General features: G+C 70.2%; 14 protein-coding genes and 4 pseudogenes. 1 reads left to right on the top strand and 17 read right to left on the bottom strand.

The features are described from left to right. Positions 1 to 29: 29 nt before the first annotated feature. From D5R93_RS04880 to rpsB, 14 genes and pseudogenes are all read right to left on the bottom strand, one after another. Positions 30 to 1836: pseudogene (locus D5R93_RS04880) on the bottom strand (proline--tRNA ligase). Positions 1837 to 2536: 700 nt separating this feature from the next. Next, positions 2537 to 3199 carry a hypothetical protein gene (locus tag D5R93_RS04870; RefSeq protein WP_120204138.1) on the bottom strand — a complete coding sequence of 221 codons (663 nt, stop codon included), beginning with the start codon at positions 3197 to 3199 and terminating at the stop codon, positions 2537 to 2539. A gap of 86 nt (positions 3200 to 3285) precedes the next feature. Then, positions 3286 to 4275, bottom strand: a complete 990-nt coding sequence (locus tag D5R93_RS04865; protein WP_119835916.1) for a GNAT family N-acetyltransferase — start codon at positions 4273 to 4275, stop codon at positions 3286 to 3288. Positions 4276 to 4357: 82 nt separating this feature from the next. Next, a complete protein-coding gene (ispG, locus tag D5R93_RS04860; protein WP_120205820.1) occupies positions 4358 to 5539 on the bottom strand; it encodes a flavodoxin-dependent (E)-4-hydroxy-3-methylbut-2-enyl-diphosphate synthase in 1182 nt (393 codons plus the stop codon). Between the two features lie 188 nt (positions 5540 to 5727). Beyond that, positions 5728 to 6318 (bottom strand): site-2 protease family protein, encoded by a 591-nt coding sequence (locus D5R93_RS13970; RefSeq protein ID WP_243106952.1) that lies wholly within the window; start codon positions 6316 to 6318, stop codon positions 5728 to 5730. After that, entirely contained in the window at positions 6308 to 7057 is a 750-nt protein-coding gene (locus tag D5R93_RS13965; RefSeq protein ID WP_243106951.1) for a site-2 protease family protein, read from the bottom strand. The genes D5R93_RS13970 and D5R93_RS13965 overlap by 11 nt, the downstream gene beginning before the upstream one ends. Then, on the bottom strand, positions 7054 to 8349 hold the full coding sequence (gene dxr / locus D5R93_RS04850) for a 1-deoxy-D-xylulose-5-phosphate reductoisomerase (RefSeq protein WP_120204136.1): 1296 nt from the start codon (positions 8347 to 8349) through the stop codon (positions 7054 to 7056). The genes D5R93_RS13965 and dxr overlap by 4 nt, the downstream gene beginning before the upstream one ends. A 157-nt stretch (positions 8350 to 8506) precedes the next feature. Continuing rightward, positions 8507 to 9052, bottom strand: coding sequence for a DivIVA domain-containing protein (locus D5R93_RS04845; protein ID WP_119835706.1), 546 nt, complete (start codon positions 9050 to 9052; stop codon positions 8507 to 8509). Then, the gene (gene rlmN / locus D5R93_RS04840; RefSeq protein WP_243106950.1) at positions 9049 to 10341 is read right to left on the bottom strand and encodes a dual-specificity RNA methyltransferase RlmN; all 1293 of its coding nucleotides are present in this window, start codon (positions 10339 to 10341) and stop codon (positions 9049 to 9051) included. Before rlmN ends, D5R93_RS04845 begins: the two co-directional genes overlap by 4 nt. A gap of 37 nt (positions 10342 to 10378) precedes the next feature. Beyond that, positions 10379 to 11303 (bottom strand): annotated as a pseudogene (locus tag D5R93_RS04830) (phosphatidate cytidylyltransferase). A 143-nt stretch (positions 11304 to 11446) separates the two neighbouring features. Then, positions 11447 to 12004, bottom strand: coding sequence for a ribosome recycling factor (gene frr / locus D5R93_RS04825; protein WP_119835707.1), 558 nt, complete (start codon positions 12002 to 12004; stop codon positions 11447 to 11449). 72 nt (positions 12005 to 12076) lie between these two features. Continuing rightward, a pseudogene (pyrH, locus tag D5R93_RS04820) lies at positions 12077 to 12828 on the bottom strand (UMP kinase). A gap of 230 nt (positions 12829 to 13058) precedes the next feature. After that, the gene (tsf, locus tag D5R93_RS04815; protein ID WP_119835709.1) at positions 13059 to 13898 is read right to left on the bottom strand and encodes a translation elongation factor Ts; all 840 of its coding nucleotides are present in this window, start codon (positions 13896 to 13898) and stop codon (positions 13059 to 13061) included. Positions 13899 to 13993: 95 nt separating this feature from the next. Further along, positions 13994 to 14905 carry a 30S ribosomal protein S2 gene (gene rpsB, locus D5R93_RS04810; RefSeq protein ID WP_119835710.1) on the bottom strand — a complete coding sequence of 304 codons (912 nt, stop codon included), beginning with the start codon at positions 14903 to 14905 and terminating at the stop codon, positions 13994 to 13996. A 463-nt stretch (positions 14906 to 15368) separates the two neighbouring features. On the opposite strand from rpsB, the gene D5R93_RS04805 reads away from it, so the two are divergent. Further along, positions 15369 to 16076, top strand: a complete 708-nt coding sequence (locus D5R93_RS04805) for a M23 family metallopeptidase (RefSeq protein ID WP_120204131.1) — start codon at positions 15369 to 15371, stop codon at positions 16074 to 16076. 47 nt (positions 16077 to 16123) lie between these two features. Here the strand turns inward: D5R93_RS04805 and D5R93_RS04800 are convergent, their stop codons facing one another. The 3 genes and pseudogenes from D5R93_RS04800 to D5R93_RS14960 all read right to left on the bottom strand — a co-directional run. Then, on the bottom strand, positions 16124 to 17026 hold the full coding sequence (locus D5R93_RS04800; RefSeq protein WP_120205818.1) for a tyrosine recombinase XerC: 903 nt from the start codon (positions 17024 to 17026) through the stop codon (positions 16124 to 16126). A gap of 303 nt (positions 17027 to 17329) precedes the next feature. Then, a complete protein-coding gene (locus D5R93_RS14965) occupies positions 17330 to 17677 on the bottom strand; it encodes a DprA-like winged helix domain-containing protein (protein ID WP_423243329.1) in 348 nt (115 codons plus the stop codon). Then, positions 17660 to 18408 (bottom strand): annotated as a pseudogene (locus D5R93_RS14960) (DNA-processing protein DprA); the annotation flags it as partial. The gene D5R93_RS14965 and the pseudogene D5R93_RS14960, both read right to left, overlap by 18 nt. Between the last annotated feature and the right edge of the window lie 176 nt (positions 18409 to 18584).

The raw sequence follows: 18584 nt of genomic DNA, 5'->3' as shown, positions 1-18584 counted from the left end.
GCCAACCTGAGAACACCCTGACAAGAGGCTCACGCCAGGGCGGCACGGACCAGGCGGACCAGCGTGACGGCCGCCTCACTGGCCAGGACCGAACTGCGCTCCCCGCTGCGACGGTCACGGATCTCCACCGTCCCCTCCCGCCCCAGGTCACGGCCCACGACCAGCGTGTAGGGAAGACCGAGCAGCTCGGCGTCGGCAAACTTCACCCCGGCGCTGACCTTGCGGCGGTCGTCGTAGAGGACCTCGACACCGGCGTCATCCAGGTCCGCGGAGATCTGGGCGGCCACGGCAAAGACCTCCTCCCCCTTGCCGGTGGCCAGCACCTGGACGTGGTAGGGGGCCACCACGGCTGGCCAGGCCAGGCCGCGTTCGTCGTGGTGGGCCTCGGCCAGGGCGGCCATGACCCGGGAGACCCCGATGCCGTAGGAGCCCATGGTCACCACGCGCGCCCTGCCGTCCTCGTCCAGCACGCTCAGCCCCAGGGCTTGGGAGTACTTCCGTCCCAAGGCAAAGATGTGGCCGATCTCAATGCCCCGGGCCAGCTGGAGCGGGCCCGAGCCGTCGGGAGCGGGGTCGCCCTCACGCACCTCAGCGGCCTCGACAGTACCGTCCACCTCGAAGTCACGCCCCATGACCAGGTCCAGGACGTGCTTCTGGGGCTGGTTGGCCCCGGTGATCCAGGCAGTGCCCTGCACCACGCGCGGGTCCACCAGGTAGCGAACCGAGCCGACCAGCCGCTGGCTGCCGTCCTCGGCGGTCTCCACACGGCGCAGAGGCGAGCTGGGGCCGACAGCCGGCGGACCGATGTAGCCACGCACCAGCTCGGGGTGGCCCTCAAAGTCCTGATCGGAGGCCATCTCCACCTGCACAGGAGCCAGGGCGGCCTCCAACCGCCTGAGGTCGACGTCGCGGTCACCGGGGACGCCGACGACCAGCAGCTCGCGCTCGCCCGAGGGGTGAGTCGCCACGACGACGACGTTCTTCAGGGTGTCGGCCGCGGTCCAGGCCTGCCCGTCCTGGCGGGGGTAGAGGTCGTTGCACACCGCGACAAGAGAGTCGATCGTGGGGCGTCAGGGGTGTCCACAACCCGGGCAGGTCCCGTCCGCGAGGCGTCAACGGCCTCGGGCACCGGGGTGGTGACAGCCTCGGCGTTGGCCGCGTACCCGCCGTCAGTGCGGACAAAGGTGTCCTCCCGATCGGGGAGGGGTGGAGGAACTCCTCGGAGCGAGAGCCTCCCATGGCCCCGGCCACGGCGTTGACGATGACGTAGTCCAGGCCCAGGCGTGTGAAGATACGGTCGTAGGCCTCGCGGTGGGCCTGGTAGGAGGCCTCCAGCCCCGCCTCGTCCAGGTCGAAGGAGTAGGAGTCCTTCATGACGAACTCGCGCCCACGGATGACCCCGGCCCGCGGGCGGGCCTCGTCACGGTACTTGGTCTGGACCTGGTATATGACGGCAGGCAGGTCCTTGTAGGAGGAGTAGAGGTCCTTGACCGCGAGGGTGAACATCTCCTCGTGGGTGGGTGCCAGCAGGTAGTCCGCGTCCTTACGGTCCCGTAGCCGAAACAGCGTGGGGCCGTAGTCCTGCCAGCGCCCGGTGGCCTTGTAGGGCTCAGCGGGCAGCAGCGCGGGAAAGTGGACCTCCTGGGCGCCGATTGCGTCCATCTCCTCACGCACGACGCGCTCGATCTTGCGCAGGGTACGCAGCCCCAGCGGGAGCCAGGTGTAGACGCCCGGGGCGGCACGACGGATGTAGCAGGCTCGTAGGAGGAGCCGGTGGCTGGCCACGTCGGCGTCGGCGGGGTCCTCACGCAAGGTGCGGATGAAGGCGGTGGACATCGTCTGAATCACAGGCACATGCTACGTGCTCAGCCCCGCCCGCAACGCACCGCGCCCTCCGGACGCCCCCGCCGGACCCACTAGGGTCCTCACCACAGCCTGGCCGCTACAGCCACCAGTCAGGTTCATACCGGCAGCGCCAGAGGTCGGGGCGGGCTGTCCCGGCGCACCATCATCGAGCTGGCGCGCACCGGTGTCGCAACGGCCGACGTAGAGGAACTGCGCCGCACCGACGCCACGGTGAGCAGACCCGCCACTGAGACAGCCGCTGAGACAGGCTGGCGTGGCAGCCGTGCACGGTCAACAAGGCCTGCGTGGAGAAGAGCCACGTCAATGACCCGCTCACAGACCGTCCCATCGGCCTCAGTGTCGTATAGGACCTGTATGCGCCCGGCGGCTCCTGTGCACACGGCCCAGATGAAGTCAGCCAGGCAGCCAAGAACATCAGGCAGATATAGCACGGAGCCGCTGACATCGACACCCGTCAGACTAGCCGCAACCAGGTAGCCGCCCCCGTCCTGCGGGTAGCGGCGTCTCTTTTGTAGCGGCCACCGCCTTCATCCATACCCTGCGCCAGGCCGCCGACACCACGGTAGGGACGCAGAGGTGCCCGTCAAGGCACCCACGCACTGGAGGCGGACATTGTCTGAGGCACCGAAACACGAACACGCCGTGCTCCAAGCGTCGCCGACGGCCTCGCTTACCGGGAGATAGGCGCTCCAGGCGACCAGGGACCTGCCCGCCTGGCACTGTGCTGCCGGACCAGCTGGGCCAGGAGCTCCTCCGGGGTGGTGTCCAAGGTAGCGGTGAGGATCCTGCCCGGTCCGCTGCCCATACTGGCGTTGGTACGCGCGACCAGCGCCCTGAGGCCCCTCATCCGGCTCCATGGCCACCGGGGATCGACGAAGACGATCTCGACGCCGTCCAGGAGTCCCGATGCCGCAGGAGCCTGTGCGGAAGCCGGTGGGCGCTCTAGCCTGCCTTCCTCCTCACAGGCCTGCACGCCCTCTGCGCTCTGCACACCCCGCGCAGCTGCCGCCTCATCCTGGCCCGTCCAGAATCCTGCCACCTGCTCCCACGGCACGTGCTGCACGCAGACCAGGCTGGTGCGGTTAGTGATCCCGCTGTCGTCCACGCGCAGCGCAGGACCGCAGGCCAACCAGGCGATCCCCAGGCCGCCCCCTCCGAAGAACACCAGGGAGGCCAGGCCCACGAGCACGTAGAACATCCCCTCCAGGCCTCCTTCCTGGGCCTGGGGCAGTCCCGTGCTGACCATGACGATGCCCGCCACGACGAAGGCCGCCGCCCCGACGAGACGACCAAGGACGGACCACGGCCTGTGCCAGATCACAAGCGGTGCCATGCCTCTATCCTCCCTCACAGGTTCCTGCCCACGCAGGCCTTCGGGCGCAACCGCAGGTGCACCCGCTCACAGCACCTTGCAGCGGCTCATAACAGCACCGTGGCGAAGGTGTCCACCTGGGTAAAACCCACCGACCGGTACAGGGCCAGGGCGGGGGTGTTGAAGTCGTTGACGTAGAGGCTCACCATGCCCTGCGGCCCCACGTGGTCGCGACGCACCGCGTCCACCACGGCGGCCGTGGCGACGGCCCCCACCCCCCGGCCGCGCAGGTCCGGCCGGGTCCACACCCCGGTGAGCATGGCCACGTGGTCCCGCGCACTGCGCCACACGGAGCCGACGTCCGCCTTGAAGGCCACCACCGCAGCCGATCCAGGGCGCGCAGGTGCCCCAGTGCCGTCGTCCAGGACGACGTAGCTGCGTCCTGTGGACACCAACCAGCTGACGTGGCGTGCGTAGGAGGAGCCTGTGGTCGTCGGGTCGTAGCCGACCTCGTCGGTGAACATGGCCACCGAGGCCGGCATCACCAGGGGCTCCTCCCGGCGCGTGGCAGCGTGAAGCCCCTGGGCTACCCAGCCCAGGGCGGGCCGACGGCGCCGCTGCCCCGCCGCAAGGCCCTCTCCCTCCAGGGAGGCGGGGGCGCACAGCAGCGGCTGGTTCCACCGCTCCTCGCGGGCTACCACTCCCAGGCCGCGCAGCGGCTCCCACAGGGCCGCCACGTCGCGGGCCACACCAACCACCGAGCCGTGCCGACCGAGGCGGGGCCCAGTGTGCTCGGCCAGGGCCAGGAGCGTGGAACGCGCCACGCCACCGTGCCCGGTACCGGGTCTGGGGGCGAGCCCGAAGGGCATGGCGACGCCCGTGGTCCAGGCCGCGCCGACAGGCGCCCGGGGGTCTCCCGCCACGACGACGTCGCCTCGGCCCCACCTGGACCAGCGCTGCACCTGGTGAGCCAGCGGAGTGGCCTGGACCGGCTCCGTACCGCACAGGTCCAGCAGCCCGCCGACTCCGTCGGCGGACACGGGCACAAGGCCTGTTCCTTCCGGGCCTCGGCGCCACAGCCGACTCACCAGGGTCATACCGTCCTCAACACCGTCCTCAGCATCGCGCTCAGCGCTGTCCTCCTGCCCCAGGGCCCGCACCCTGCCGGGCCGCGCCGTGCTAGCCAGCGGCAGAGACCATGGGAGCCGTGCCCGCGAGTGCCTCCTCGCCGAGCTCGCGGGTCATGTCCTCGGCCATGTCCTGGGCGTAGCGCAGCAGGGTCTCCACCACCTGCTCCTCGCGGACGGTCTCGACCACCTTGCCGCGCACGAAGATCTGGCCCTTGCCGTTTCCCGAGGCGCAGCCCAGGTCCGCCTCCCGGGCCTCACCTGGACCGTTGACCACGCAGCCCATGACGGCCACCCGCAGCGGGGCGGTGACGCCCTTGAGCCCCTCCTCGACCTGCTCGGCCAGGGACCACACGTCCACCTGCGCGCGCCCGCACGAGGGGCAGGAGACAATCTCGAGCTGACGCTGACGCAGACCCATGAACTCTAAGAGCTTGGTGCCGACCTTGACCTCCTCCACGGGCGGGGCCGACAGGGACACGCGGATCGTGTCACCGATGCCCTCCGCCAGCAGGGTCCCAAAGGCGGCGCAGGACTTAATGGTGCCCTGGAAGGCCGGGCCGGCCTCGGTGACCCCCAGGTGAAGGGGCCAGCGCCCGGCCTGGGACAACAGGCGGTAGGCCTGGACCATGGTGACCACGTCGTGGTGCTTGACGGAGATCTTGAAGTCGTGGAAGTCGTTCTCCTCGAACAGGCCCGCCTCCCAGGTGGCCGACTCCACCAGCGCCTCAGGCGTGGCCTTGCCGTACTTCTTAAGCAGGCGTGGGTCCAGGGACCCGCCGTTGACCCCGATACGCAGGCTGACGCCGTGGTCGGAGGCTGCCTTGCAGATCTCAGCCACCCGGTCGTCAAACTTGCGGATGTTGCCGGGGTTGACACGCACGGCCCCGCACCCGGCCTCGATCGCGGCAAAGACGTACTTAGGGTTGAAGTGGATATCGGCGATGACGGGGATACGCGACTGCCTGGCGATGACCGGCAGGGCGGCGGCGTCCTTGTCTGTCGGGCAGGCCACGCGCACAATGTCGCAGCCCGCTGCGGTCAGCTCGGCGATCTGCTGGAGAGTGGCGCCGATGTCGTGGGTCTTGGTGGTGGTCATCGACTGCACCGTGACGGGGGCGTCCCCACCCACCTCGAGACCACCCACCCTGATCTTGCGCGTGGGCCTGCGCGGTGCCAGCACGGGAGCCTCGGCACGCACGGAAGGGATACCAAGATCGATCACGTCGCTCACGCGCCCAAGTATGGCACCGGCGATCACCGCCGATCATGCCCGGACGTGTGGCATGGCTCCCTGCCTGCGGCACCACCGCGCAACCACGACACCCAGACCTCCGCAGCTGCTCCCGAGCACGGGCGGGGTCGGCCCTGAAGGTAGCGACCAGATGCCGCAGCCTGCCAGGCTCCCGTGGCGCCGACGGCTCAGGTCACCGGCGCCACGAGGTCCGCCCACACCAGGACCACCGCCATGACGACAAGCAGGGCGAAGACGACCTGGCTGACAGGCAGCAGGCGGGCGATGTCCACCGGACCGGGGTCAGGTTGCCCGCGCACGGCAGCCCAGCGCCTGCGGAGCCCTTCCCAGCACGCCCCAGCCACGTGCCCGCCGTCCAGGGGTAGCAGCGGCACCAGGTTGAAGGCGAACAGTGCCAGGTTGAGGCTTCCCAGCAGGCTCAGCATGGCCGACACCCGTCCTGCGAAGGGAACAGTTCCCTCGCCGACCCCCGTGCTGGAGACCTGCCCTGCGTAGCGGCCCAGCCCCACCAGGCCGATGACCCCGGTGGTGCTGCGCTCCTCCAGCCCCAGGCCGGCGGCGACCACGTGGTACAGCCCCACCGGCAGGGTGGCGATCGCCCGCAGCGTCCCCCCGACGGCCTGAGCGACCATCCCCGGCAGCTCGCCCAGGGGCACGCGCCGGATCTCAGTGGCGGGAGCAACCCCCACGTAGGGTCGCGACCGGGTGAGAACGGTACCGGTAGAGTCGGTGACCAGGCTGCCCTGGTCATCGCGCACGGCACGCTCCACCTCCACGGCCGTGACGCTGACAGCGCTGAGCGCCCCGTCCCGCTCGACAACCACCTCCGCCGGGGTGGTCCCTGCCCGTTCGATCTGGGCAGTCACCTCCTGCCAGGTCGAGACCGGGACACCGTTCCAGGAGATGATCCGGTCCCCGGCTCCAGCCCGGCCCGGGCCGCCGGGGATTCCGGGTCCTCCTCGGTGCAGGGCGCTGCGGCGTCGATGTCGGAGGAGACGCAGGGGCGACTGTGGCCAGGGAGGAGGTGCTCGTCGGGACTCCTACCACACCGAGGCTCACGGCCAGCAGCACAACACCCAGGAGGAGGTTGGTGAGAATGCCGCCGGCCATGACCACCAGCTTGCGGGGGACGCTGAGCCGGTAGAAGGCACGGGCCTCCTCACCGGGGGCGATCTCCTCCATGGAGTCGGCCCGGGCCTGACCCACCATGCCCAGCTCGCCGCTGCTGGTGCGCCGGTCCGGACGGTCGGGGTTCTCCGGCGGCAGCATGCCGACAAGCTTGACGTAGCCTCCCAGCCACAGGGCCTTGACCCCGTACTCCGTCTCCCCGCGCCGCACCGACCACAACCGCGGGCCGAAGCCGATGAAGTACTCGGGAACCTTCACCCCGAACTTCTTGGCGGGCAGCATGTGGCCCAGCTCGTGGAGGGCCACGGACACGGCGATACCAGCCACCATGACGACGATACCCAGGGCGTAGGCCAGTGCCTGGCTCATGCGTCTCCTCCCATGTGCCCGGTCCGGGCGCCCGACCGGTCCTTGACCATCTCCTGGGCCCGTGCACGCGCCCAGGACTCCACCTCCAGCAGCTCGTCAAGACCAGGACTGCTGAGGCCCTCGTGCTCTGCCAGGACCGCAGCGTCGATGCTGACGACGTCCAGCCACTCCAGCCCGCCTGTCAGAAAGGCCTCCACCACCTGCTCGTTGGCCGCGTTAAGGACCGCAGGATGAGTGTCGGAGGCCGATACGGCCTGGCGAGCCAGGTCCACCGCCGGGAAGGTCTGGGAGTCCAGGGGCTCGAAGGTCCAGGCCACCGGGTTCTCCCACCTGTTGGGCTCGACCAGCCCTGACAGGTCCTCCCGGTCTGGCCAGGTCAGGCCCAGGGCGATGGGCAGGCGCATGTCGGGCGGGGAGGCCTGGGCGATGGTGGCGCCGTCGAGGAGCTCGACCATGGAGTGGACCACCGACTGCGGGTGGACGACGACGTCGATGTCGCCGGGGGCCACGTCGAACAGGAGGTGGGCCTCAATGAGCTCCAGGCCCTTGTTGACCATGGTGGAGGAGTTGACGGTGACCACGGGTCCCATCGACCACGTGGGGTGGTCCAGGGCCTGGGCCGCGGTCACGCCAACCAGCTCCTCGCGGCGCCTTCCCCGGAAGGGCCCCCCGGAGGCGGTCAGCACCAGCCTGCGCACCTCGCTGCGGCCGGTAACCAGAGGACTGGTCAGGCCCCTCTCGTGACGGGCGGACAGCAGGCACTGGGCGATGGCGGAGTGCTCGGAGTCCACCGGCACCACCTGTCCCGGACGCTGCAGGGCGTCACGCACCAGCGCACCTCCCACGACCAGTGACTCCTTGTTGGCCAGGGCCAGACGGGCACCGCTGCGCAGGGCTGCCAACGTGGGCAGGAGTCCCACGGAGCCGGTGACGGCGTTGAGCACTGTGTCGTTGCGCGCCGGAGCCGCAGCCTCCACCACGTCCACCGTGGCCTGCGGACCGGTGAGGACCGTGGTCACAGGGTCGGGCATCACGCTGCGGGCAGCCGCCCGGGACAGGGCCTGGCGCAGGTGCTCCCGGACAGAGTCCTGCTCCTCCCCCCGGCAGGCGACAGCCAGGACCGGCACCTGCCAGGCCACGGCCTGCTCAGCAAGAAGGTCCAGGCGGGAGCCGCCCGCGGCCAGCGCCGCCACCTGCGGTGCGCGATCGCGCAGCCTGGTGAGGACCTGGAGGGCCTGGGTCCCGATAGAGCCCGTAGAGCCCAGCAGGACGAGACGAGAAGGTTCAGTCATGAGGATCTGCCCGAGGGTGTCTGCCCGGAGGCTGTGTCCGGGACCGGTGGATGCTGCCGTGCACGCACGACAGGCACGGCCACGGACACCCTACACGGGAGCGCCCAGGTGATCTGTCACCAGGTCCAGCCGCTGTCACCACCTGCTCCACCGGCAGCTACTCCACCGACAGCAGGACCTCCACCACACGGGCAAGGTAGCGGTCCACGCTGGCCTCGTCATAGGCCTTGGAGCCGCGCGCCGCCCGAAAGACCGCGCCCCTGACCTCGGTGGAGGCCAGGGCGTTGTCCGAGTCGAAGTAGCCTGCGATCCGGTCCATGAGCGCGTCCACGTCCTCCTTGATGTAGCCCTGACCGCTAGCGGGCAGGAAGCGCTCCCCCTCGGGCCTGAGCAGCCTGGGGTAGAGAGTGGTGGCCAGTTGGGTGACCTGGTCCATCCAGGCACGGCGGCCGTGCTGGGCCACGAAGTCGGCGCGGCGTCGCTGCAGGAAGGCCGCCTCCAGACGGTCCAGGGCGGCGTCGACTGCAGCGGGCTGGTACCCCCCGGGAACGATGTCGAAGGCAACCGTGCGCACACCCTCGGAGTCCATCTCGTCGAGCTCGCCGGCGTCGTAGATCTCGCGCGCGGTCTCAAAGTAGCGGTCCACCTGCTCAGGGCGGTAGCCCGGTCGCAGGGGCATGGACTTGGGAAACATGTTGCTCATTGCGTCCTTGCCCTCTCCTGGTTGAGTACCTCCGTAGCGAGCTGGCCGCAGGCACCGTCGATGTCACTGCCCCGAGTGTCTCGCACCGTGGTGGTAATTCCAGCACACCGCAGCGTGTCGACAAAGGACTGCTGGGCCTGGGGCGTAGAGCAGGTCCAGATCGACCCTGGGGTCGGGTTAAGGGGGATGGGGTTGACGTGGGCCCAGCCCCGGCCTCTGCGGCTGAGCTCCTCGGCCAGGCGCTGCGCCCGCCAGGCGTGGTCGTTCATGTCCTTGATGAGCGCGTACTCGATGGACACGCGGCGTCCGGAGGCCCGGAAGTAGTCGTAGGCGGCGTCCAGGAGGTCAGCGACCTTCCACCGGGAGTTGACCGGGACCAGCTCGTCACGCAGGGCGTCGTCAGGCGCGTGGAGAGAGACCGCCAGCGTGACCGGGATCCCTTCTCCAGCCAGGCGACGGATAAGGGGAACCACCCCCACCGTGGAGACCGTGATGCTCCGCGCCGACATTCCAAAGCCCTCCGGCGCGGGGTCAACAAGGCGGTGCAGGGCTGCCACCACGTTCCTGTAGTTGATCATCGGCTCGCCCATCCCCATGAAGACCACGTTGGACAGGCGTGCGGGCCCGCCCGTGAGGTCGCCTCTGGCCGAGGCCAGCGCGGCGTGACGAACCTGCTCGACGATCTCTGCAGCGGACAGGTTCCGGGTCAGCCCCATCTGGCCGGTGGCGCAGAAAGGGCACGCCATCCCGCAGCCGGCCTGGGAGGACACGCACAAAGTGGTGCGGTCCTCGTAGCGCATGAGCACGGACTCCACGCGCACGCCGTCGTGGAGCTCCCACAGGTACTTGACGGTACGACCGGCGTCAGCACGCAGGGCACGGACCTCGCGGACGAGAGGCGGCAGCAGCTCGGCGCACAGCTGGTCCCGCTGGGATGCCGGCAGGTCGGTCATACGCGCCGGGTCGCGTGTGAGGTGGCTGAAGTAGTGGCGTGAGACCTGGTCGGCCCTGAAGCCTGGCAGGCCCGCGTCCCGGCAGGCGGCCTTACGACCCGCCAGGTCCAGGTCCGCCAGGTGCCGAGGCGCCTTACCACGAGGCGTCGGCACCGCCAGGGACAGCCGGGGGCGGGCGTCAGGACTGGTGGCGCCCTCGGGGGGCTGGTCGGTCGGCAGGACCTGGGCCTCGCCAGGAGCCGGGCCAGCAGGACCGGTACGGCTGACAGGAGCTGGCCCCCGGTCAGCGGGACCGCGCCCGGCCGGGGCACCAGGACGGTGACTGGTGGGACTCACTGTCCTCACGCTCCTTTCCGGGCGGCCTCAGGGCCGCTTACCACACCACGAGGGTGAAGACGTAGACCACGGGCGCGGCCACGAGAACCGAGTCCAGGCGGTCCATCATCCCCCGTGGCCGGGCAGGAGGGTGCCCATGTCCTTCAGACCCAGGTCACGCTTGAGCAGCGACTCCCCAGGTCTCCCAGGGTCGAGACCACCACGACACACGCCCCAGGACCGCGCCCGCCCATACAGGGCCGTCCAGGAGGTGCAGGATCCCCGCACCCGCTGCGACCGAGGCCGCCAGGGAGCCGATGAACCCTCCCAGGACTTCCCGGGAGACACCGAGGGGCCATGGGGTGGCGGCCGAGCAGGACGCCGACCAGCCAGCCGCCGGTGTCGCTGGCGGCTGGCAGGGCGATCATCATCATCACCCGCTGCGCCCCCTCCTCCTGCGCCGCCACCAGCACCGCGAAGGAGGCCAGGAAGGGCAGGTAGGTGGCGGCGAACACCGATGCCGCCGCAGAGCGGGACCGGGAGCGGCGCACCATGTCGTGGAGGTCGCTGCGAGGCACGGCGTTGCCGGACTCCTCCAGCGGCGTACCGGTGTCGGCCTCCGCCTGGTCCATGAAGCACCACAGGACACAAGCCCCTGAGGTAGCCACGTAGGCGCCAAAGGCTGCCTCGGCGCCCACCTGCCACGCGCACACGGCAGTGCCCAGGGTCCCCAGCCACAGAGGGGCCAGCGGCAGGCGGATCCGCTTACGGGCTAGCGCGCCTGCCATCTCCCACAGCGCTGAGCACACGGCCACCACAGCCAGGAGGACAAACAGCTCCCTGTAGAACAGCAACGACCCCGCGACTAGAACAACAAGGACAACCGCCACGCCCACAGCGGCAGGAAGGTTGCGTCCGGCACGCCCCGTCGCGGGAAGAGGGGCACGGTCACGTGTGGGGGGCGGGGTTAGCAGGGTGCTCACGACACCCACGGCTCACGTCTTGAGGTCATCAGTAGTCCTCCAGTCACGAAAAGTCACCTCCCGTCCAGGCGTGGCTCTCCTGGCCACGGCGGCGAGCTCAACGTCGCACTGCCGACGAGCCAGGGGCACGCTCGCCCAAGAGCTCACACGTCCAAGAGCTCGCTCTCCTTGGCAGCCAAGGCCGCATCAACCTGCTCCACGTAGCGCCGGGTCAGGGCGTCTAGCTCCTGCTCGGCCCGCTTGACCTCGTCCTCTCCGGCCTCGCCGTCCTTCTTGATCGCCTCCAGCTCCTTCTTGGACCGGCCCCGGATACCGCGCACCTGGACACGAGACTCCTCTGCCCGTGAGCGGGCCAGCTTGACATAGTCCCTGCGGCGCTCCTCCGTGAGCGCCGGCAGTGTAACCCGGATCACGGTACCGTCGTCGGTGGGGTTGACACCCAGGTCGGACTCGCGCACTGCGGTGACAATGTTCTTCGTCGCTGAACGGTCAAAGGGAGTGATGAGCACGGTACGCGCCTCTGGGATCGTCAGGGAGGCCAGCTGCTGGAGAGGAGTGGGAGCCCCGTAGTAGTCGACCATGATGCCGTGGAACATGGAGGGGTTGGCCCGGCCGGTACGGATGGAGGCCAGACCGCTCCTGGCAGCCTCAAGAGCCTTGTCCATCCTGTCCTCGGCATCAAGCATGACGTCGTCAATCATGGTGCTTCCCTCCGGTGGTGGTAGCGTAACTTGGTGGGGGTTCTTACGGCGGCAGGGCAGGTCGGTACCCGGTCAGCCTGGACTGACAAGGGTACCGATCTTCTCACCCAGGACTGCCCGGGAGATGTTGCCAGGCTCTCCCATCCCGAAGACCCTCATCGTGAGCCTGTTGTCCCGGCACAAGGAGAAGGCGGCGGCATCCACCACCTGGAGGCCGTCAGCCAGCGCCCGCTCGTAGGTCAGGTGCTCCAGCAGGACGGCAGAGGCGTCCTTGCGGGGGTCAGCGGTATAGACGCCGTCAACCCCGTTCTTGCCCACGAGCAGCTCGTCGCAGTGGGTCTCCAGGGCGCGCTGGGCGGAGACGGTGTCGGTGGAGAAGTAGGGCAGGCCGGCCCCGGCCCGAAGACCACCACGCGCCCCTTCTCCATGTGACGGATGGCCCGCAGAGGCACGTAGCTCTCAGCGACCTGCCCCATGGCGATCGCAGTCTGGACCCGTGCGGGGACCCCGGCCTTCTCGATGAAGTCCTGCAGCGCCAGGGCATTCATCACGGTGCCGAGCATTCCCATGTAGTCGGCGCGGGCACGGTCCATGCCGTGGGCGGACAGCTCGGCGCCGCGGAAGAAGTTGCCTCCCCCGACGACGACGGAGACCTGCACGCCCTGGCTCACCGCTGCGGCGATCTGCTGGGCCGCGTCGGCCACGACGTCAGGGTCCAGCCCGACCTCCCCGCCCCCGAATACCTCGCCGGAGAGCTTGAGCAGGACCCGCCTCGGGTGCCTGGTGTGGGCGACGCGGTCGTCACGGGCCGGGGACTCACTCATGCCGGTGCCTCCTGAGCTGTTGTTCCGTTGTGTCAGACGTCCGCCACAGACTACCCTCTCCGGAGACGTGCGCCACCACCCGCACGCCGCTGCGCGGCTGGCAGCCGGGGACCGTGACAAGCCGAGACACGCTGCGGCAGGCAGCAGGGCGGGCACAACTCCTCACAGGAGGAGCCGTGGGGTGGCAGCGGGTCCCGGCGGGACCCGCTGCCACCCCACGGCCACACGGCTCAGGCTCCGACCCGGAAGCGGACGAAGCCGGTCAGCTTCCCGCCAGAGGCCTCGACAATCTTGCCTACGGTGGCCTTGGGGTCCTTGGCGTAGGCCTGCTCCAGTAGGACGTGCTCCTTGAAGAAGCCTCCCAGACGCCCCTCGACGATCCTGGGGATCGCCTTGTCAGGCTTGCCCTCAGCCCGGGTGGTCTCCTCGGCGATAGCCCGCTCCTTGTCCACCACCTCGGCCGGGACGTCCTCGCGGGTAAGGTAGTCCGGGGCGTAGGCGGCCACGTGCATGGCAACGTCGTGAGCCACCTCGGCGGCCTTGGCATCGGTCCCGACCAGGACACCGACCTGGGCGGGAAGGTCAGGGCTGGTGCGGTGCAGGTAGAGCTCCACCGCGGGGGCGCTGAGGCGGGCGAGGCGGCGCACCACGATCTTCTCGCCAATCACCGCCTGCATGCCGTCGGTCAGGTCCTTGACGGAGGTGCCGTCCACCTCGACCTCGGCCAGGGCCTCAGCGTCCTGGGCACCGGAGTCCACAGCCGCAGCCAGGACCTGGTCAGCGAAGTCGAGGAACTTCTGGTTCTTGGCCACGAAGTCCGTCTCCGCGTTGATCTCGACCAGCACACCGACCTGCCCCTGGCCGTCGTCAGCCACCGTGGCCACCACCAGCCCGGCGGAGGCCGCCCGCCCCTCGCGCTTGGCAATCCCCTTGAGTCCCTTGACCCGGATGATCTCAACAGCCTTCTCAGCGTCACCGTCAGCCTCGTCGAGGGCCTTCTTGACGTCCATCATCCCGGCCCCGGTCCTCTCACGCAGAGCCTTGATGTCAGCAGTGGTGTAGTTCGCCATAGATATCTCCTGAAGTGTCTCGTGTCTCAGTCACGCCAGCACCGCGCTGCGCAGCCTGCGAGCATGACTGCGCGACACGGCTGGCAGCCGCAGGCTCAGGCCTGCTCGGGAACCTCTGCCTGCACCGGCGCCTGGGCCGCGTCCCCGGCGTCCTGGGCCACCTGCTCCTGGGCAGCCCCAGCGCCCCCGGCAGGCTCGGCAGCCGCCCCGCTCGAGGCGGCCTCCGCGCCGGCAAGCAGCTCGGCCTCCCACTCCGGCAGCGGCTCGGCGTCCACGGGATCAGGCTGCGCCTGTGCCCCGCTGCGTCCGCGACCCGCGGACCGAGCCAGCAGCCCCTCCGCAGCGGCGTCAGCCACGACACGCGTCAGGAGGGAGACGGCGCGGATAGCGTCGTCGTTGCCCGGGATGCCGTAGGTAGCCTCATCCGGATCACAGTTGGTGTCAAGGATGGCGATGACGGGAATCCCCAGCTTCTGGGCCTCGGAGATGGCCAGATGCTCCTTCTTGGTGTCAACGACCCACACGGCTGCCGGCAGCCTGCTCATGTCGCGGATACCACCCAGCGTGCGCTGGAGCTTGTCCTTCTCCCGGCGCATCATGAGCAGCTCCTTCTTGGTGCGGCCGGACCCGGCCACGTCGTCGAAGTCGACCTGCTCGAGCTCACGCATACGGTCCAGGCGGGTGCGCACGGTGGAGAAGTTGGTCAGCATGCCGCCCAGCCATCGCTGGCTGACATAGGGCATGCCCACGCGCTGGGCCTGCTCGGCAACGGCGGCCTGGGCCTGCTTCTTGGTGCCGACGAACAGGATGTTGCCGCCACGGGCGACGGTCTCCTTGATGAAGTCGTAGGCGGTGTTGATGCCCTCGATGGACTGCTGGAGGTCGATGATGTAGATACCGTTGCGCTCGGTGAGGATGAAGCGCTTCATCTTGGGGTTCCAGCGGCGGGTCTGGTGCCCGAAGTGAACACCGCTCTCAAGGAGCTGACGCATTGTGACGACGGCCATGAAGGTCCTTCCGTGTGTGGGCCGAGAGGTTGCTCGACGCACGTGTCGTTCAGGGGACCCTGATGCTGAGGCCAGCGGGGTCCCGGCTTGTACCTTGGGTTCACCCCCGTCAGCCGCCTCGCAGGGGTCTCCCCCCGGAAGGCAGCCACAGGGCCTGGTGCCCGCGACGCGCAGCCACCCGCTCCTCACGGTGCGGGACCACGGCTGCGTCGTCCGGAAGGGACGTCCCGAGTACCTCAGGGTACCTCGGGTGCGGGCACGCGAAGTCAGCTCCTCCGAGCCGCCGGAACGATCCGCAGGATGCTGCGGAGCAGAGGCTACCACAGGGCAGGCTCCACCCAGCAGCCGAGCAGGGATGAGCCGTCGTCGTCCCGGTCACCACAGGGAGGGTCAAGCAGGCTGCTGCCACAGGCCGGTGATACCGACATGGCCCGAAGGCGACGCCACCTCCCACCCTGCATCCATGAGACTCCTTCCCCCTGGAACTCCACCCGGTACCGCTGCCCCTGCCAACCAGGCTCCCGGCACTGCCAGCCCTGCTACCGGCACCGCAAGGACCGACACAAGGACCGCTACAAGGACCGCTACAGGGACAAGGGTGCTTCCTTGGCCGCTGCGGGCAGGCATCGCGGTCCTCCTGGCCGCCACCGCCCCTCTCCTGCTCGCCGCCGCACCGGGAGCGGGAGGCTTCCCACGCGCCTGGGCCGTGCCGCCAGCCGCTGTCCCCTCCGAGGAGGTGCCGCCGCAGCCGGGGACCCGCTACGGGTGGCCCACCGGGGAGGCGGCAGCCGTCCTGCAGCCCTTCGACCCTCCGGCACTCGTGTGGGGGGCCGGGCACCGCGGGGTCGACCTTGGGGCTCCCGCCGGGTCCCCCGTCCTGGCCGCCGCCGACGGCACCGTGGCCTTCTCCGGGGTGGTCGTCGACCGGCCGGTGGTCTCCGTAGACCACCTTGACGGAATACGCACCACCTACGAGCCGGTGGAACCGGTGGTCAGCGCAGGCCAGGCTGTCACCCGGGGACAGATGCTGGGCACCCTCGTGGCAGGCCACCGCACCGACGGGAGGGACGCCCTGCACTGGGGTGCACGTACCGGTCCCACGAGCTATGTCAACCCGTTGCGGCTGGTGCAGCCCGCCGTCATCCGGCTCAAGCCGGTAGGCGCAGACTGAGCCGACCACTGCTCCAGCGGGCCTGGCAGCCCCGGCGGGCAGCCGGGTCAGGCCCGGGGGAAGGCCTGCTCGTAGACAGCGCGCAGGCGTTCGGCGGAGACGTGCGTGTAGCGCTGGGTGGTCGCCAGGGAGGAGTGCCCCAGGATCTCCTGGACGCTGCGCAGGTCCGCGCCGCCGGACAGGACGTGGGTGGCTGCGGAGTGCCGCAGGCCGTGGGGGCCGAGGTCGGGGACCTGGGCTGCCGCGCACAGGCGGTGGACCACCTGCCGCACGACCCGAGGGTCGATACGACGCCCGCGTGCCCCCAGGAAGAGCGCCTGGCCAGCATCCGTGCCCGCTAGCTGCGGGCGGGTGCCCAGCCACCGGTCCAGGGCGCGCGCGGCGGGGACGCCGTAGGGGACGACCCGCTCCTTGTCTCCCTTTCCCAGCACTCTCAGCGTGCGGGCGCTGCGGTCAAGGTCAGCAGCGTCCAGACCGCAGAGCTCTGAGACCCGCACCCCGGTGGCGTAGAGGGTCTCGACCAGCGCCAGGTCCCGCACGGCCAGAGGGTCCTCCTGACAGGCAAGCTCGGCTGCGGTCGCAAGCAAGTGACCGGCCTGCTGCGTGGTCAGGACACCGGGGAGGCGGTTGTCGGGCCGTGGGGAGCGCAGCCGGGCGGCCGCGTCAGCGGGGATCAGGCCCAGCCCGTGCGCCCACGACGAGAAGGCTCTGGCCGCCGCCGCCCGCCGGGCCAGCGTCGCCCGCGAGCGACCCGAGGCGGCCTGCTCCGCCAGCCAGGCGCGCAGGTCAGTCAGGCCCAGGCTGGCCAGCACCGGCCCGACCGGCTCCTCATCCCCGGGTCCTACGCCGAGGAAGCCGAGGAGGTCGCGCAGGTCGGCGGCGTAGGCTCGCACGGTGTGCTCGGAGAGGCCTCGCTGGAGGCTCAGGTGGCGCAGCCACCCCGCAACCAGGCTGCCACGTGTGAATGAGCCTGGGGAGCGCCCCGGGTCACCTGGAGCCTCGCGACGCTCCCCCGTGCTCCCCGACGGTGTACCGCGCCCCTGGGGAGCAGCACTGGGCAGAGAGCCGGGCGCAGGTCTGGATGCAGGGACGGACACGGGCCCAGGCTAGGACCACGGAGCCCATAGACTCCCAGGGCGCGCCAACCAGGAGCCCCGCGACACGCCGCCTCCTGGCACTCACGGTTCACTGCCCTTGGCACCAGCCGAGCCCCCTGGGCACGGCTGGCACGCAGCGGACCGCGGCAGACACCGTCAGGCACGCGCCGACCGGCGTCGTCGCCACCGGCTACCGACCCGCTCCACCCGTCCGGCCAGCTCCAGGATCCCCAGCGCCGCCGTGGTCTCACGGGGTGAAAGCCCGCAGGCACGCACAACCGCCTCGGTGGAGGCCGAGGAGCGGGCAGGCAGCGAGTCGAGGACCACAGCGCTGGCATGGTCGAGGCCGTCCAGCAGCCGACTGCTGCCCAGGGAGTGCTCAGCCTCCTTGAGCCCGTCGGCGTCCACCGTCCCCAGCGGGCACACCAGCTCCAGGACGTCATCGGTGTCGGTCACGCACACGGCACCATTGCGCAGGAGCCGGTGGCACCCGACCGAAGTCATAGAGGTGACCGGCCCGGGAACGGCACCGACAGGCCGTCCCAGCTCCTGGGCGCGGTGGGCCGTAGACAGCGCCCCGGAGCGCCAGGCTGCCTCGATAACCACCGTGGCCTGGGACGTCGCGGCGATCAGCCGGTTACGGGTGAGGAAGCGGTGCCGTGCCGGCGCGCACCCCGGGGGACCTCAGCCACGAGTGCCCCGCGGTCGATAACCGCCCGCAGCAGGTTGGCCTGACCCTGCGGGTAGAACCGATCCACTCCCCCGGCACTGACGGACAGGGTGGTGCCGCAGCGCAGCGCGCCCCGGTGGGAGGCGGCATCGATCCCAAAGGCCCCACCGGAGACAACGACGACGCCTCGACGAGCCAGCCCGGCAGCCAGGTCGGAGGCGACCTGCTCCCCGTAGGGTGTCGCGGCGCGAGCCCCGACCACTGCGACAGCACCCGGGCCTTCCGGACAGTCTGCTTCCGGAGGGGTGCCACCGACCATGACAGCAGGGTCCCCGCGTACCCACAGGCAGAACGGTGGCTGTTCCAAGTCGTCCAGCCCCCCTGGCCACCACCGCTGCCCCGGAAGGACCAGGTGCCCGCCCAGGCGCTCCAGGACGTCCAGCTCACGTCGTATGTCCAGGCCCTGGAGCCTGGGCGCCCACCGCGCCGCCGCCTGCGCCCACCTGACCCCCGCCTCCCCCGGATCACCGGGAGCGGGCAGGGGCGGGGGCGCGGCCGTGCGCACCTGCCCATCCCTGGTCAGCGCCTCCTCAAGCAGCCATCCCAACGCCCGACTGGGCCCCAAGGCTCCCACCAGGCGGGCGGCAGCGGGATCGGCAGGCTCAGCCAGGCGGGACCAGGTAGCCCGGGCCAGCCTGGTATCGCTCACGTCGTAGGGAAGCAGCCGGGGCGGCCGGGAGG

It is taken from the genome of Actinomyces lilanjuaniae, assembly GCF_003606385.1.
Classification (GTDB): domain Bacteria; phylum Actinomycetota; class Actinomycetes; order Actinomycetales; family Actinomycetaceae; genus Actinomyces; species Actinomyces lilanjuaniae.
Note: the sequence above shows the minus strand (reverse complement) of the source record. Positions and strands in the feature narration are given on the sequence as shown.